Below are 16,218 nucleotides of genomic sequence, written 5' to 3' on the forward strand. Positions count from 1 at the left end.
CCGGGCCGCAGCCCGACGCTCGTCCCTGTAGAATCGAAAGACAATCTGCTATTTTAAGGGACTGCCCCCGATCGGGGCCCCCGGGACTTCACTTCATGTTGCGTCACCGTCTGGCGGCCTTGTTCGAGCCGCGCTCACTGCTTATCCTGAGTTCCCGTGAACTGCCCGTGGTCCGGATGCCGCCGGAGCAGTTGCTGGGGCGCATCGCCGACTTCCGTGTTTCCGCAGATGGCCATTGGGTGCTGCCCGCCGAGCGCCTGGCGTTCCTGCAGGACGACCAGCAGCTGGACATGGCGCTGCTCAGCGTGGATCCCGCGCAGTTGCCTGCCGTGCTGGCCGCGTTGCGTGTGCACCGTCCCCGCGCGCTGGTGCTGTTGCCCCACGCCGTGGCGGCGGCCGATCCGCAAGCCACACGCGCGGCCTGTCGGGCCTGGGGGCGAGCCAATGATTGCCTGGTCCTGGGACCTGGCGCGCTGGGAATCCAGCGGCCACACCTGGGCTTGAACCTGGGGCTGGACACGCGTGCGGCGCCCGTCGGGCGTGTCGCGCTGGTCGCGCAGTCGCGCATGATCGCCGCCGCCGTGCTGGATTGGGCGGGCGACATTCAGTTGGGGTTCTCGGCTGTGGTGTCGGCCGGAGACGCGGAAGGCGTCACGGTGGCCGAGATCCTGGAGTATCTCTCCATGGATCCGCGTACCGACAGCATTGTCCTGTATCTCGAAGAGGTCGATTCTTCGCGGCACTTCACCAGTGCCCTGATGGCGGCCGCCAGTGTCAAGCCCGTGATCGTGCTCAAGGTCAACAAGCCGGGGGCGGACCAGGACCCGGCCAGCGATGGGGTGTTCGGTGCGCTGCTGCGCCGAACGGGCGCGGTCCGGATCCGGTTCTTCGTGCAGCTCTTTTCGGCCCTGAAGGTGCTGGTCCATGCGAAGCGCCAGCGGGGCCGGCGCGTGGCGATCTTCTCCAATGGCTACGGCGCGGCGCACCTCGCGCTGGATGTCATGGGAAAGAATGGCCCCTTGCTGCCGGCGGATCTGACCGGACAGACGCAGCGCGAACTCGAGGTGCTGCTGGAGCCAGGCGCCAGCGCCGGCAATCCCGTCGTCAGCCATGCGCCCCTGGATCCTGCCCGTTTTCAAAAGGCGTTGACCCTCATCGAGGGCGATGCCAATGTCGACGATGTGCTGGTGTTGCTGGCTCCGGATGCGTTGACGGACATGGTGCGGGCAAGCGATGTGCTGGCGAGTTTTTCCGAGTCCGCCGGCAAGCCCATCGTATCGTGCTTCCTGGGTGATGCCGCCATGAGGCCGCTGCGCCATCGTCTGGATGCCGTGGGACTGCCCGCCTTCCGCACGCCGGAATCGGCCACGCACGCGTTGGGCATCCTGGCGACGTATCACTACAACCAGACGCTGGCGCAGCAGACGCTGCCGCCCGAAATGCTCAATCGCGCACCGCGCCTGGACGAGGCGCGTACCCTGATTTCCGACGCGATCATGTCGGGTCGGCCCGCATTGAGCGGCGCAGACGCGCGCTGGCTGCTGGACTGCTTCCACGTTCCCGTCGTGTTGGGTGATGCGCCGGTGCCCGATTCAGCCAAGCAGGGCATTCCGATGGCGATTCACGTTCGTCAGGATCCTCATTTCGGGCCGTACATCCAGTTCGGTCCGGGGGGCACCTACGCGCAGCTCGTCACGGCCAATCGCGAAATCGAACTGCCGCCGCTGAACACCTATCTGGCGCGCCAGCTCATCCAGCGTGGCCCATTCTGGTCGCGGGTGCTGGAACGCAATCTGAGCCCGGCAGTGTTCGAGCATCTGCGCGACACCCTGGAGCGGATTTCGGAGATCGTCAGCGAGTTGCCGGGGGTGCTCACGCTCACCATCGACCCGCTATGGTCCGATGACACCAGCCTGTTTGCGCCCAAGGTGCAGGTGACGCTGGATCCGGATTACGACGGCGAGCGGCCCGAGAATCGCGCCTACCGCCACATGGCGATCCACCCCTACCCGCGACCGCTGGTGCACCCCATGGTGGCGACCGACCAGCAGGAATGGCTGTTGCGCCCGATTCGTCCCGAAGATGCCTCGCTGCTGCAGGAGTTCATCCGTGGTCTGTCCGACGAATCCCGGTACATGCGGTTCGTGTCCATGCTGCGCGAGCTGACCCCCCGCATGCTGGCGCGCTACACGCGCATCGATTACGACCGCGAGGTGGCGCTGGTGGCTACGGCTCAGGTCTCGAACCCCGAGAATCGTGGCCTTTTGCGCGAACGCATCGTTGGCTTTGCCCACTGTCTGCGAAATGCCGATGGCCTCGGCGCCGAGTATGCCCTTGTGATAGAGGATGACTGGCAGCGGCGTGGCCTGGGTGCGCGGCTCATGCGCAGCCTGATCGAGGTCGTGCGGCGCCAGCAGCTGGCCTACATCGAAGGCATCGTGCTGGCGTCGAATCGCCCCATGCTGGGGCTGATGGCGTCGCTTGGCTTCAGGAACGATCCCGAACCTTTCGATCCCGATATGCGGCGGCTGTGGCTGGACCTTCGGTCGGACGGCTGAAGCTGAAGGTCCGCTCCGGCTTCAGACCGGCAGCGGTTCGCGGCTGCCAGGTGCGGCGGGGGAGAACACTCGGATCAGGAACGACTGGATATCTTCGATTTCCTGTGGGTGTACCGCGTGCGGCATGGGATAGACGTGCCATTCGATGGGCTGGCCCAGGGCGGTGAGCGCATCCCGGCTGATTTCCGCGAAGCTGATGGGGATGACCGGATCCTGTGATCCGTGGGCCAGGAACACCGGAGTGTCCGCATTGGCGGGATGGCGTTCTGCTGCCGTGGTGTTGCGCAGCGGCAGGTACCCCGACATCCCGATCAGGCCGGCCAGCCTGCGCTCGAATCGCAGCCCCGTGTACAGCGCGGCGGCGCAGCCTTGTGAAAAACCCGCCAGTACGATGTGTTCCGGCAATACGCCCCGTTCCAGTTCGCGCCGAATGAGTGCCGTGACGGCATGGCGCGCCGCGCGGATGCCATCGATGTCCTCGCGCGAATCCCGCGTCAGGCCGTAGGCGTCAAACCAGGCGCGTATGGGCAGACCCTGGTTGAGCGTGACCGGTCGGACCGGTGCATGCGGGAAGACGAAGCGCAGGGCCGGGAGGTCATCGTGAGCCAGTTCAGGCACGATGGGAGCGAAATCATGACCATCGGCCCCCAGGCCGTGCAGCCAGATGATGCTGTGTTTCGGGTTGACGCCCGTTTCGCGTTCCACGGTTTCCAGACTGGCTTCCATCATTGGGCCTCTTCTTTGAATTCCAGCTTCTTCAGGGCCTGAAACAGAGCGCGATAGTGCTTGCGCATGGGTTCGCGACCATCGGGCAGCACGGCATTTTCCCGCGCCTCTTTGCGGGCGGCGCGGATCTGTGCGCGCAGCGCCTGGATGTCCAGACCCGGGAAGGTATCCAGAAGCTCCGTCAGGGTCTCGTCGTCGGCCAGCAGCCGATCCCGCAGGGTCTCCAGGCGCTGCATGGCGCGTGCTTGCGCCCGCGAGCCGTTGGCCCAAAGGTCGAGTTGTGTACGCAGCGCCTGCGCATCCGCGTGGCGCATGAGCTTCCCGACGTAATGGGTCTGGCGCCGACGTCCCTCGTGGCTGTTGATGCGCTGGGCCAGCGCGATGGCATCACGCAGCGATTCTTCGAGCGGCAACTGCGCCAATTGGGCGGGCGCCAGCGCGATGAGTTCGCGCCCCAGATCGAGCAGGGCCTGCATGTCCCGTTTCACTTGGGATTTGCTGGGGCCGGAATACTTCGGGTCTGGGGGGGCCTGCGGCGTGTCGTTCATGGGTTAGAGCATAAAATGAATCACGACCATCTATCATAACCGGCTCTATTTTGCGGATCGCGCATGAACAACCCATCTGATGATTTTCTGGATATCCCGACGCAGCAGGCGCGGTTTCGTGACCTGGTGACGGACGCACTGCGCCGCGCCCGCGAGGCCGGGGCGACGGATGCCGCCGTTGAAATTTCCGAGAGCCGGGGGCTGTCGGTCGCAGCGCGCCAGCGTACTATCGAGACCATTGAGCAGACACGCGACCGTTCGCTGGCCGTGACGGTGTTTGCAGGCCAGCGTCGCGGTTCGGCATCGACGTCGGACTTTTCGGGGGACGCACTGCAGCGCACGGTGGACGCGGCCTGGCACATTGCGCGCTATACGGCAGAAGATCCTGCCGCAGGCCTGCCAGAGGCCGATCTGCTGGCGCTGGACTACCCCGATCTGGATCTGCATCACCCCTGGGCGATCGATGCGGCCGGTGCAGCGCGCCTGGCGATTCAGGCCGAGCGTGCGGCACTCGCGGTCAGCCCCGAGATCACCAATACCGAAGGCGCATCCGTGGACACCATGGAAGGTCACTTCGTGCTGGGCAATTCGCGGGGATTCCTGGGCGGCTATCCCTACTCCCGGCATAGCCTGTCTGTCGCCCCCATTGCCGGGCGCGGCGATGGCATGCAGCGGGACTTCTGGTATAGCTCGGCGCGCCGTGCCGAGGACCTGGCCTCGCCCGTCGAGGTCGGCCGCTATGCAGCTGGGCGTGCGCTCTCCCGCCTGGGTGCGAGGCCCGTTCGAACTGGCCGGTTCCCGGTGCTGTTCGAGGCGCCGCTGGCAGTCGGTCTTCTGGGCGCGCTGGTGCAGGCCACCAGCGGCGGTGCGCTGTATCGTAAGACCAGCTTTCTGCTGGATTCTCTGGGCAAGCCGGTTCTGGCAGATCATCTGGATGTGATTGAGAACCCCTACATCCCGGGCGCTCAGGGCAGTTCCCCGTTCGATGCCGAGGGCGTGCGGCCGCAGGCCCGCCGAGTCGTGGGCCAAGGCGTGCTGCAGGGCTATTTCCTGTCCACCTATACAGCGCGCAAGCTTGGTATGACGACCACCGGAAACGCTGGGGGCTCGCACAACCTGAGCCTGTGCTCTCGCCTGACGCGCCCCGACGATGATCTGGATGCCATGCTGCGCAAGATGGATACCGGCTTGCTGGTGACCGAGCTGATCGGCCAGGGTGTGAATTATGTGACCGGCGATTATTCGCGCGGCGCGTTCGGTTACTGGGTGCAGGGCGGAGTGATCCGCCATCCTGTCCAAGAAATCACGATAGCCGGGAATCTGGCGGACATGTTCCGCAGCATCGTGGCAATCGGTGCAGACGTGTATGCGCGCGGTGCCAAATCCACGGGGTCGATCCTGATTGATCAGATGGCCATTGCCGGCCAGTAGACGGCCGTGTCGGCGGGTGGTGCGGTGTAATATCGCTGCGCCACTGCTCGAACAGGCAAAGATCGACCAGACTAGGAGCATCGATGACCATGCAGCGTCGCGCGTTTTTGAAGAAGGCCGGTTTGGGTGCGGTGGCCGGCACAGCGACCATCGCAGCCCCGGCCGTCGCGCAGCCCAGCCCCCAGATCAACTGGAAGATGACTTCCACCTACGGACCTTCGGTGTCGCCGCTGTTTGGCGCGGCACAGCGATTCTGCACGATGGTCAAGGACCTGACCGACGGTAACTTCGATATCCGCCTGCATCCGGCCGGCGAACTGGTTCCGGCTCTCGGTGTGATGGATGCCGTCAGCAACCGGGCGGTGGACTGCGGTCAGACGGTTTCCTCCTACTACTCCGACAAGGATCCGTCGTTCTGCTTCGACACGGCGATGCCGTTCGGCCTGAACACCCGCCAGATGAATGCCTGGATGTACCAGGGCGACGGCATGAAACTCATGCGCGCACTCTTTTCGCCGCACAACATCGTGAATTTCCCCTTCGGCAACACGGGCCCCCAAATGGGGGGCTGGTACCGCAAGGAAATCAAGACGGTCGACGATCTGAAGGGCCTGAAGATGCGCACGGCAGGCTTCGCCGGCGAAGTCCTGTCCCGCCTGGGAGTTGTCCCGCAGCAGCTCGCGCCGGGTGATATCTATCCTGCGCTGGAAAAGGGCACACTGGATGCGGTCGAATTCGTGGGCCCGGTCGATGACGAAAAGCTGGGCTTCCAGAAGGTCGCGAAATACTACTATTACCCGGGCTGGTGGGGAGGCGAGGGTCAGGTGTCGCTCTATGTGAACGACAAGGCCCATGCGGAATTGCCGAAATCCTACCAGGCCGTGATCGAGGTGGCAGCGCGTGCCGCGGGCGCAGGCGTGGTTGAAGATTATGATGCCCACAATCCAGAGGCTTTACGGCGTCTGTTGGCCGGCGGTGCGGTGCTGCGGATGTTCCCGCGCGACGTCATGGATGCGGCGTTCCAGGCGTCCGGGGTCGTATACAAGGAATTCAGCGACAAGAACGCGGGCTTCAGGAGCATCTATGCCAATTACAAGGCGTTCCGCGACAACATTGTGCCGTGGTTCCGGGTGGCTGAGAATGCGTTCGACAATTATCTGGGTGCAGCGGTGATGCGCCAGAGCGAGAAGAAGTAAACCGGACTGTTCTTTGGTCCGGGCCGTTTTTTTGGTTGTTCGCGGCGCGCGGGGGTGATGATCCCTTGCGCTACGGCGAGCGGCCCTCCCGCTGGTCGGGCTATCCGGTCCTTCCTCGTCCAGCCCGGCGCCGCCATCCTTTCTCCTTGCGGTCGGGCGGATGTCAGCGAATTCCCCGGCTTCCCTTCTGAAGCCACCGGCGCTCGCCTACCCGCGCAAGGGATCATCACCCCCACGCGCCGGTGCGTCTCAGTTAGGATGTCTCGCATCCTACGTAGATGTCCGATGGGCTTAGGCGAGGGGCGGGAGGACTGCCGGGGGGCACGCGGGTAGGCTGGTGCCGGATGCTGACGAAGGGAGAGCGGGGGAATTCGGCGACGGACGACGACCGCAGGGAGAACGGCCGGCGACGCCCGCTCGGACGAGGCAGATCCGGGAAGTCCGACCAACGGGAGGGCCACCTGCCGTAGCGTGGTCCCCTGGCAGTCCTCCCGCCCCGGTGTCACTGAAGAACGGAATCTCATGTACAATGGTTGGATTTCCGTTTGAATCCGTACTCGTACGGGCTCGGTTCCGTGACCTACCTCACGACCTACAAAGCCCAGACGATCCGGGCTGAGTCAGCTGGAAATCTTTACATCAATCAATCAGGTACACCATCATGAAGACCTTTGTGGCCAAGCCGCATGAAGTCAAGCGTGACTGGTTTGTGATCGACGCCAAGGGCAAAATCCTCGGCCGTGTGGCCAGCGAAGTCGCACGCCGTTTGCGTGGCAAGCACAAACCCGAATTCACGCCGCACGTAGACACCGGCGATTACATCGTCGTCGTCAACGCATCAGAACTGGTTGTCTCCGGCGCCAAGGCGCAGGACAAACGCTACTATCGCCACTCCACCTACCCGGGTGGGATTTCCGAGACCAGCTTCCAGAAAATGCAGCAGCGATTCCCCGGACGCGCCCTGCAGAAGGCCGTCAAGGGCATGCTGCCCAAGGGCCCGCTGGGCTACGCCATGGCCAAGAAACTGAAGATCTACGCTGGTGCGGAACATCCGCATACCGCGCAGCAGCCGCAACCGCTGGAAATTTGAGGACAGGCCATCATGATCGGTAATTGGAATTACGGCACTGGCCGCCGCAAAACGTCTGTGGCGCGTGTGTTTCTGAAGAAGGGCACGGGCAAGATCGTCGTCAACGGCCGCCCGGTGGACGAATACTTCGCCCGCGAAACGGGCCGCATGGTCGTCCGCCAGCCGCTGGTGGTGACGAACCACCTGGAATCCTTCGACTTCCACGTCAACGTCATCGGTGGCGGTGAATCCGGCCAGGCTGGTGCCGTGCGCCATGGCATCACGCGCGCCTTGATCGACTACGACGAAACGCTGAAGTCGCCGCTCAAGCAGGCAGGCTTGGTCACGCGCGACGCCCGCGAGGTCGAACGCAAGAAGGTCGGCTTCCACAAGGCCCGTCGGCGCAAGCAGTTCAGCAAGCGCTGATCGCAGGCAGTTCTGCTGCGACGAGACAACCCCGGCCTTGTGCCGGGGTTTTCGTTTTCGCCGCTCGCTACCCATTACAATAAAGTCTGTCTTTCATTTCTTTGGCGGGGCTGACTGTCCGGCCCCGCTCCTTTCAGGATTTCCGATATGTCGCAGGACGTTGCATCGCCGATCAAGGCTGGCATCGTGGGGGGCACCGGCTACACCGGGGTTGAATTGCTGCGGTTGCTGTCACAGCACCCCAATGTGCGGTTGCATGCCATCACTTCCCGCAAGGAATCCGGCCTGCCGGTAGCCGACATGTTCCCCAATTTGCGTGGCCATGTGGACCTGCGTTTTCAGACGCCCGAACAAGCCGCTCTGGATCAGTGTGATGTCGTCTTCTTCGCGACGCCCCATGGTGTAGCGATGGAGCAGGCCCCCGGGCTGCTGGAGCACGGCGTGCGTGTGATCGATCTTGCGGCGGACTTCCGCCTGCAGGACGTGGATACGTTCCAGAGATGGTACAAGATGCCGCATAGCTGCCCCACCGTGCTGCGGGATGCGGTCTATGGCCTGCCGGAGCTCGACCGCGAGCGGATCCGTACGGCGCGTGTCGTCGGCAATCCGGGGTGTTATCCGACCACGGTGCTGCTGGGGCTGGCGCCGGTCCTTCAGGCCGGGCGCCCACTGGTGGATATCGCCCACATCATCGCCGATTCCAAATCCGGCGTGTCTGGTGCCGGGCGCAAGACCCAGGTCGGGTCACTGTTCTGCGAGGCCGCCGACAACTTTGCCGCGTATGGTGTGGCTGGTCATCGCCATCACCCCGAAATCATGGAATGCCTGAGCCGGATCGCCGGCGTGCCCGTGGGCGTGACATTCGTACCGCACTTGGTACCCATGATCCGCGGCATGTTTTCGACGCTGTACCTGCGTATTTTGCCGGAGGCCATGGAGACCGATTTCCAGGCCGTTTACGAACAGCGTTATGCCAATGAGCCCTTTGTGGATGTGATGCCGCCCGGCAGTCTGCCACAGACCCGTTCCGTACGGGCCTCGAACATGCTGCGCCTGGCGGTGCATCACCCGGGGGATGGGGACACGCTGGTGGTGCTGGTGGTGCAGGACAATTTGGTCAAGGGTGCCGCTGGTCAGGCAGTGCAGAACATGAACCTGATGTTCGGGTTTCCTGAAACCACCGGCTTGCAACAGGTTGCGATTCTGCCGTAGGAGATAGTGATGGCGGGTAATGGAAACGGTGGTGGCGGGTTGAGCCGCTGGCTGGTGCGGAGCCTTTCGCGGCTCCTCGTGCTGGTGCTGGTGTTTGTCGCGGGCGCCATTGTGATGCATGTGGGCATGCATGGCGGTGACCGTGCGCACATGCAGGCGCTGCAGGCCCAGAATGGTGAGTTGCAGGCGAAGCTCACCGAGTCTCAGGCGGCCTTGGCCGCGCAGCGCAGCCAGACTGGCGTGCAAGGCGGTACCCAGCGGGCGCTGCAGGACAAGATCGCCGAACTGCAGAAGACGCTGGGCAGCACGCAAGACCAGTTGTCCTTCTACGAGCAGTTGCTGCCGCCTGGCCCCGCAGGGGCGGTCACCGTGCGGGCCTTCGACATACAGCCCAAAGGTGATTTCCTGCAATATCGGGTGCTGCTGACCCGCAGCATGGCGGAACCAGCCGACGCGTTCAAGGGGCGGTTGCGTTTCATGGCGACTGGCTTGCAGGACGGGACAACCGTGAAGGTCGAACTCTCCCCGCCGGAGGCCAGGCAGTCGGGCGCCGGGAACGATACTGGCAAGGGCACCGGCACGGCTGCTGATCCCCTGGCGCTGTCGTTCGATCAGTACCAGCGAAGCACCGGCGTGCTGCAGCGGGTTCAGGGTCTGACGATTCAGTCGGTGCGCGTCGACGTGCTGGAAGGCGATACGGTCCGGGCGTCTCACGAAGCCAATATGGCGGCGATGGCCGTCGTTCCCGCAAAGGACGGCCAATGACTCAGATCGATCATTCCGACCTTCGGCAGGCGACGACCCCAATGCTGACGGATGCTGCGGCTGCGCGTCTGAGGGTGCTCATGCGCGAAGAAGACAATCCTGATCTCAAGCTCCGGGTCTATGTCCAGGGTGGTGGCTGCTCGGGGTTTCAGTATGGATTTGCTCTGGAGACAGTCGCTGCGGCCGATGACACGCTGGTCGAACATGCCGGAGCGGCGGTCGTGGTCGATGCGATGAGTGCCCCCTATCTGGCGGGCGCCGAGGTGGATTTCCACGAGGACCTGCAGGGCGCTCAGTTCGTCATTCGCAACCCCAACGCCAATGCCACCTGCGGTTGCGGGACCTCTTTCGCGCCCTGATCGGGCATCGGACGCGTAGCGGTTGCCTCATGGCCGGGTTCTACCCCTGCGATGCTCATGCGGGGTAGAGGCACCCGGCGATGCTGGGGTGGCGTGCGCCCGTGACGGCGGGCCAGCATGCGGCCTGTCCGTGCAAGTGTGCATGAGCGAGCCACGCGAATGCCAACGCCTCTACGGTCAGCACCGGAACCCCATAGTCGGCGGTCGTGGTGAGGCGACAAGGCAGAATCTGCGCCAGCGCCTGCATGAGAACCGGATTGAGTGCCCCTCCACCGCAGGCGACGACTTCGCGCACGGCACCCGCGTGTGCGGCGATGGCCTCAGTGATGGTGGTCACCGACAGTTGCAGCAGCGTCGCCTGCACGTCCGTGGGCGAGACGGAAACCGGCCACGCGTGGAGCCGTGCATCCAGCCAGTCGATGCTGAACAGGTCTCGACCCGTCGATTTAGGCGGCGGCAGGGCCAGCCACGGTTCAGCGGATAGATGCCGCAGAAGTTCGGTGTCGCAGCGGCCCTGTGCTGCCCAGGCGCCCTTGTCGTCGTACGGCTGTCCCAGGTGGCGTTGCGCCCAGGCGTCCATCAGCATGTTGGCGGGTCCGGTGTCGAATCCGCGAACAGGGGCTTCCAGGATCGTCAGGTTGGCGATCCCACCCAGGTTCAGGATCACGCGGCCCGTCGCCTGGCCGAAGCGCGCAGCGTGGAAGGCTGGAACCAATGGCGCCCCCTGGCCGCCGGCCGCCACGTCGCGGCTGCGGAAGTCCGCCACCACGGCGATGCCGGTACGCTCCGCCAGGCGCGCGGGGGCGTTGATCTGGACGGTGTAGCCGGCCTGCGGTGCGTGGCGCACGGTCTGGCCATGGGCGCCGATGGCGCGCACCGAGCCTGCAGCGACGCCGCTGGTCCGCAGCAGCTGTTCGGTGATCGTGGCGTAGCAATCGACCAGTCCATTGGCGGCCAGGGCGGCGCGGGCCAGTTCATTGTCGCCAGCGCTGTTCAGTGCCAGCAGCTCCTGGCGCAACGAATCCGGCAGCGGCATGCTGGCGTCCGCCAGCACATGGATATCCTGATTTGCCAGGTCGGCCAGTATGCCGTCCACGCCGTCCGTGCTGGTGCCTGACATCAGGCCGATATAGAGTTCGGACATGTGTGACGACGGGCTCGGTGGGCGGGTGGTGCGGCGGTGCCGCTGGCGGGTCAGCGCTGGGCGACCTCGATGCGGCTGTCCTGAAGCGCAGCCATCATCTTGATTTCGGGCTGGTAGCGTGCCACCAGCGTATCGAAGGCCTTGTGATCGGCGGGGTCCAGCGTACGGGCGACTGGCAGATCCACGGACAGGGGATCGACAGGCTTGTCATTGATGCGGAATTCGTAGTGCAGGTGTGGGCCCGTGGCCCAGCCCGTCTGGCCGACGTAGCCGATCAGCTGTCCCTGTTGGACATGTTGACCCTTTTTCAGACCTGCGGCGAAGCGGCTCTGGTGCGCATACAACGTGGAGTACTGGCCAAAGTTTTTCAAGATGATGACGTTGCCATAGCCATTCTCTTGGCCGATGAAGGCGACTGTGCCGTCTGCCGTGGCGTGAATGGGGGTTCCCGTCGGCGCCGCGTAGTCCACGCCCTTGTGACCGCTCCATTTTTTGTGCAGCGGATGCATGCGCATGCCGAAGCGTGAGCTGATGCGTGTGAACTTGATGGCCGTCTTCAGGAAGGCGCCCTTCAGGCTGGCGCCCGAAAAATCGTAATAACCGCTGGTGCCGTTCCCATTGTCGAACCAGACCGCGCTGTAGGTCTTGCCGCCGTTGATGAATTCCAGCGCGCGAATGCGCCCGGTGCCGACTTCCTCGCCGTCGTGCATGTAGGCATCGTACAAAACCCGGAAGCGGTCACCCTTGCGCAGGTCCTTCAGGAAATCGATGCGGCTGCCGAGGACGTCCACCATCTCGAGGGTGACCGAATCCGGGAGATGAGCCTCGTCTGCGGCGCCGAACAGGGAACTGGAGATCTCACCTTCGGCGATTCGAAGTTCGGGTGTGGCTGCCATGGTGCGTTCATGCGCCGAGAAGCTGCCCTTGCCGTCGGGGCGGACTTCCAGCCAGGACGAATCCACGCCGGATTTGACGCTGGTGCCTGGCGTGTGGACATAGCGCAGCCAGACAAGATCATTGTGCTCGTCCAGCGCCGCCTCTATCGTGCGGCCTGGGTACAGTTTGTAGATGGAGCGTGCGCTTGCGTCGTGCGTCAGGAACGCAAGCAGGCCGTCTTCATCGACCCCCAGGCGGTCCAGCAGGTCGGCGACCGTGTCGCCGCGCCGAATGCGCGTCGAAGCCACATAGGGTTTGGCCGTCTGGGTACCGATGGCGCCCAGCGGCGCCAGATTCAGCGTCTGGCGAGCCTGGAACACAGGCTCGGGAGGCGCCGATGGTTGCACCACGGCCAATGCTGCTGCAGTCAGAAACAACCCCCCGGCGGCGAAAAGCAGACTACGAGTGACATGTCGGTGGATGGGTGTCTGCTGGGCGTCAGGCATTGTAGGTGGATGGTCCGATGGGATGCGGCGTGCACGAGTTCCGGCCAGCGGGCTCTGGTAACATGAGGCCCGTTTCGTCCGGCTTCGTGACGAATGTGTTGTACAGAAGCTGCAAAGGCACGTTATGCTAGCGCATAGTTGGTGCTTTTTCGAGCTGTGTTTCAATTTTTCCAGTCAAAACATCTATCATGTCGTCCCCCTCCGACCCCATGGATCCCCGGATCGTCAGCGATCTGCGTGTCGCCCAGCGGGGTTGCGATGAACTTCTCGTCGCCTCTGAATTCGCCGCCAAGCTGGCCCGCAGTCGGGCAACCGGCACACCTTTGCGCATCAAGCTGGGCCTGGATCCCACGGCACCCGACATCCATCTGGGCCATACCGTGGTGCTGAACAAGATGCGCCAGCTCCAGGATCTGGGCCATACCGTGATTTTCCTGATTGGCGACTTCACCGCACAGATCGGCGACCCCAGCGGCCGCAACGCCACGCGTCCGCCGCTGACGCCGGAGCAGATCCGGGAGAACGCCAAGACCTACTACGCACAGGCCAGTCTGGTGCTGGATCCCGAGCGCACCGAGATCCGCTACAACTCGGAATGGTGCGACGAACTCGGCCCGCGCGGCCTGATCCAGCTTGCCTCGCGCTACACCGTGGCGCGCATGATGGAACGCGATGATTTCACGCGGCGCTTCAAGGGCGGCATTCCCATTTCGGTGCACGAGTTCCTCTACCCGCTGCTGCAGGGCTACGATTCGGTGGCCCTGAAGGCTGACCTCGAGCTGGGTGGAACGGACCAGAAGTTCAACCTGCTGGTGGGTCGCGAACTGCAGAAGGAATACGGCCAGGAACCCCAGTGCATCCTCACGATGCCGCTGCTCGAGGGAACCGATGGGGTCGAGAAGATGTCCAAGTCAAAGGGCAATTACATCGGCATCACGGAAGCGCCTGACTCCATGTTCGGCAAGCTCATGTCGATTTCTGACACGCTGATGTGGCGGTACTTCGAGCTGCTGTCCTTTCGCACGCTGGATGAGATCGCAGCGTTGCAGGCGGGGATTACGGCCGGGCGGAACCCGCGCGATGCGAAGGTCATGCTGGCGCAGGAAATCGTCGATCGCTTCCATGGCGCGGGTTGCGGCGCTTCGGCGCTGGAACACTTCAATGCCCGGTTCCGCGACGGCGAGTTCCCCGACGACATGCCTGAGATTACGGCGGGGGTCGCGCCCATGGGTATCCTGAAAGTCCTGCGCGAGTCGGGGCTGGCGGCTTCGGCCACCGAAGCGCAACGAAACGTGGAGCAGGGGGGGGTACGCGTGGATGGCGATCGCATCGAGGACAAATCTCTGAAGCTGCCTGCAGGCACCTACGTCATGCAGGTCGGTAAACGCAAATTCGCCCGGGTGACACTGACCTAGGCGGCAATTCCGGAGGGCCATGGCCATGAAACTGCAGAGCGATTCTTTTCCCGATCAGGCGGTCATACCCGAACGCAATGCCTTTGCACGCATCGATCCACATTCGCGCGTGGCTCTGGCCGGAAACCGCAACCCGCATCTGGCCTGGACTGACGTCCCGGACGGGACGCGCTCCTTCGTCATCCTGGTGGTGGATCCCGATGTACCCACGAAGCCCGACGATGTGAACCAGGTGGGGCGCGAGGTTCCGGCGGATCTGCCTCGCGCCGATTTCTTTCACTGGGTCCTGGTCGATGTGGCGGCGGACGTCCGCACGTTGGCCGAGGGCAGCTATTCAAATGGCATTACGCCGCGCGGCAAGGCCGGGCCGCTGGCCCTGGACGGCACGCGTCAGGGGCTGAATGATTACACGAACTGGTTCGCGGCCGATCGTGACATGAATGGCGACTACTTCGGCTACGACGGGCCGTGCCCACCCTGGAACGATGCGCTGGTGCACCGCTATGTCTTTACGGTGCATGCGCTGGACGTGGCCGAACTCGACGTGTCCGGGCGCTTCACAGGCGAGCAGGTCAGAGCGGCCATGCAGGGGCACGTGCTGGCTCAGGCCTCGTTGACCGGCACCTATACACTGAATCCGCGTCTGCATGCTCTGTAGCGCGTCGTGATCGCGATAGAATGACCTGTTCAATCCGCCTTTCTTGCCCCTTTAGGACCATCCATGTTTGACCGCTCCATCACCCTTGACCAGGCCGACCCCGACATCTGGGCAGCCATCCAGAAGGAAAACGTTCGCCAGGAACAGCACATCGAGCTGATCGCTTCTGAAAACTACGCCAGCCCCGCTGTGATGCAGGCCCAGGGCACGCAGCTCACGAACAAGTACGCGGAGGGCTATCCGGGCAAGCGCTACTACGGGGGCTGCGAAAACGTCGATGTGGTGGAGCAGCTTGCCATTGACCGCGTGAAGCAGATCTTCAATGCCGAAGCGGCCAACGTGCAACCCAATTCGGGTTCGCAGGCCAACCAGGGCGTCTACATGGCGGTGCTCAATCCGGGCGATACGGTGCTGGGCATGAGCCTGGCCGAAGGCGGACACCTGACGCATGGATCGCCGGTCAATGCTTCCGGGAAGCTCTATCACTTCATCTCGTATGGGCTGGATGCGAACGAGGTGCTGGACTACGATCAGCTCGAAGCCCTGACGCGCGAGCACAAGCCCAAGCTCATCGTGGGCGGGGCCTCGGCCTATGCGCTGCGCATCGACTTCGAGCGCATGGCGCGCATCGCGCATGACAATGGCGCGCTGCTGATGATCGATATTGCCCACTATGCCGGCCTGGTTGCAGGCGGAGTCTATCCCAACCCCTTCCCGCATGCTGACTTCGTCACCACCACCACGCACAAGTCCCTGCGCGGGCCGCGCGGCGGCGTGATCATGATGAAGTCCGAGTTCGAAAAGATCATCAATTCCGCGATCTTTCCGGGCATCCAGGGCGGGCCGCTCATGCACGTCATCGCGGCCAAGGCCGTGGCCTTCAAGGAAGCCCTGCAACCTGAATTCAAGACTTACGCCGAACAGGTCGCCAAGAATGCGGTGGTGCTGGCCAACACGCTGGTCAAGCGTGGCCTGCGGATCGTGTCGGGGCGCACCGAAAGCCACGTCATGCTGGTGGATCTGCGTGCCAAGGGCATCACGGGCAAGGCTGCCGAGGCCGTTCTCGGGCAGGCCCACATCACTGTCAACAAGAACGCCATTCCGCATGATCCTGAAAAGCCCTTCGTCACCAGCGGCATCCGTCTGGGGACACCGGCCATGACCACGCGCGGCTTCAAGGAAGCCGAGGCCGAACTCACCGGAAACCTGATTGCCGACGTGCTCGACAATCCCAACGACGCGGGCAACATTTCCCAGGTCCGGGAGCGAGTCGACGCGCTTACCCGGCGCCTGCCTGTATACCGCTGACCCACCAGGATGGGCGCCCCG

The 16,218-nt window shown here is 63.7% G+C and carries 15 protein-coding genes; 11 read left to right on the forward strand and 4 right to left on the reverse strand.

Going from position 1 to position 16,218, the window contains the following annotated elements; genetic code table 11:
- Positions 1-95 precede the first annotated feature (95 nt).
- A complete protein-coding gene (locus tag EPN31_RS12095; protein WP_291773471.1) occupies positions 96-2,558 on the forward strand; it encodes a GNAT family N-acetyltransferase in 2,463 nt (820 codons plus the stop codon).
- 21 nt (positions 2,559-2,579) lie between these two features.
- Here EPN31_RS12095 and EPN31_RS12100 read toward each other — a convergent pair whose 3' ends face one another.
- Together EPN31_RS12100 and yjgA are read right to left on the reverse strand one after the other, a co-directional pair.
- Complete coding sequence (locus EPN31_RS12100; RefSeq protein WP_291773473.1) at positions 2,580-3,287, reverse strand: dienelactone hydrolase family protein; 708 nt, start codon at positions 3,285-3,287, stop codon at positions 2,580-2,582.
- Positions 3,284-3,832 carry a ribosome biogenesis factor YjgA gene (gene yjgA / locus EPN31_RS12105; RefSeq protein ID WP_291773475.1) on the reverse strand — a complete coding sequence of 183 codons (549 nt, stop codon included), beginning with the start codon at positions 3,830-3,832 and terminating at the stop codon, positions 3,284-3,286. Before yjgA ends, EPN31_RS12100 begins: the two co-directional genes overlap by 4 nt.
- Positions 3,833-3,895: 63 nt before the next feature.
- Here yjgA and pmbA point away from each other — a divergent pair, with 63 nt between their 5' ends.
- From pmbA to erpA, 7 genes are all read left to right on the forward strand, one after another.
- Complete coding sequence (gene pmbA, locus EPN31_RS12110) at positions 3,896-5,263, forward strand: metalloprotease PmbA (RefSeq protein WP_291773477.1); 1,368 nt, start codon at positions 3,896-3,898, stop codon at positions 5,261-5,263.
- An 89-nt stretch (positions 5,264-5,352) separates the two neighbouring features.
- On the forward strand, positions 5,353-6,459 hold the full coding sequence (locus EPN31_RS12115) for a TRAP transporter substrate-binding protein (protein ID WP_291773868.1): 1,107 nt from the start codon (positions 5,353-5,355) through the stop codon (positions 6,457-6,459).
- A gap of 661 nt (positions 6,460-7,120) precedes the next feature.
- Complete coding sequence (gene rplM, locus EPN31_RS12120; RefSeq protein WP_291773479.1) at positions 7,121-7,549, forward strand: 50S ribosomal protein L13; 429 nt, start codon at positions 7,121-7,123, stop codon at positions 7,547-7,549.
- 12 nt (positions 7,550-7,561) lie between these two features.
- Positions 7,562-7,954 (forward strand): 30S ribosomal protein S9, encoded by a 393-nt coding sequence (gene rpsI, locus EPN31_RS12125; RefSeq protein WP_291773481.1) that lies wholly within the window; start codon positions 7,562-7,564, stop codon positions 7,952-7,954.
- A 147-nt stretch (positions 7,955-8,101) separates the two neighbouring features.
- Positions 8,102-9,166, forward strand: coding sequence for an N-acetyl-gamma-glutamyl-phosphate reductase (argC, locus tag EPN31_RS12130; protein ID WP_291773483.1), 1,065 nt, complete (start codon positions 8,102-8,104; stop codon positions 9,164-9,166).
- A gap of 9 nt (positions 9,167-9,175) precedes the next feature.
- Positions 9,176-9,931 carry a DUF6776 family protein gene (locus EPN31_RS12135; protein ID WP_291773485.1) on the forward strand — a complete coding sequence of 252 codons (756 nt, stop codon included), beginning with the start codon at positions 9,176-9,178 and terminating at the stop codon, positions 9,929-9,931.
- The gene (gene erpA / locus EPN31_RS12140; protein WP_291773487.1) at positions 9,928-10,290 is read left to right on the forward strand and encodes an iron-sulfur cluster insertion protein ErpA; all 363 of its coding nucleotides are present in this window, start codon (positions 9,928-9,930) and stop codon (positions 10,288-10,290) included. The genes EPN31_RS12135 and erpA overlap by 4 nt, the downstream gene beginning before the upstream one ends.
- A gap of 55 nt (positions 10,291-10,345) precedes the next feature.
- Here the strand turns inward: erpA and EPN31_RS12145 are convergent, their stop codons facing one another.
- Both EPN31_RS12145 and EPN31_RS12150 read right to left on the reverse strand, forming a co-directional pair.
- Positions 10,346-11,434, reverse strand: a complete 1,089-nt coding sequence (locus EPN31_RS12145; protein ID WP_291773489.1) for an anhydro-N-acetylmuramic acid kinase — start codon at positions 11,432-11,434, stop codon at positions 10,346-10,348.
- A 50-nt stretch (positions 11,435-11,484) separates the two neighbouring features.
- Positions 11,485-12,720, reverse strand: a complete 1,236-nt coding sequence (locus tag EPN31_RS12150; protein ID WP_291773492.1) for a M23 family metallopeptidase — start codon at positions 12,718-12,720, stop codon at positions 11,485-11,487.
- Positions 12,721-13,004: 284 nt separating this feature from the next.
- Between EPN31_RS12150 and tyrS the strand changes: the two genes are divergently transcribed.
- From tyrS to glyA, 3 genes are all read left to right on the forward strand, one after another.
- A complete protein-coding gene (gene tyrS / locus EPN31_RS12155) occupies positions 13,005-14,231 on the forward strand; it encodes a tyrosine--tRNA ligase (RefSeq protein WP_291773494.1) in 1,227 nt (408 codons plus the stop codon).
- Between the two features lie 25 nt (positions 14,232-14,256).
- Positions 14,257-14,889, forward strand: a complete 633-nt coding sequence (locus tag EPN31_RS12160) for a YbhB/YbcL family Raf kinase inhibitor-like protein (protein ID WP_291773495.1) — start codon at positions 14,257-14,259, stop codon at positions 14,887-14,889.
- A gap of 63 nt (positions 14,890-14,952) precedes the next feature.
- Positions 14,953-16,197: a serine hydroxymethyltransferase gene (gene glyA / locus EPN31_RS12165; protein ID WP_291773498.1), complete on the forward strand. Its 1,245-nt coding sequence runs from the start codon at positions 14,953-14,955 to the stop codon at positions 16,195-16,197.
- Positions 16,198-16,218 lie beyond the last annotated feature (21 nt).

The sequence above is a fragment of the Castellaniella sp. genome (genome assembly GCF_004321985.1).
Lineage (GTDB): Bacteria > Pseudomonadota > Gammaproteobacteria > Burkholderiales > Burkholderiaceae_B > Castellaniella.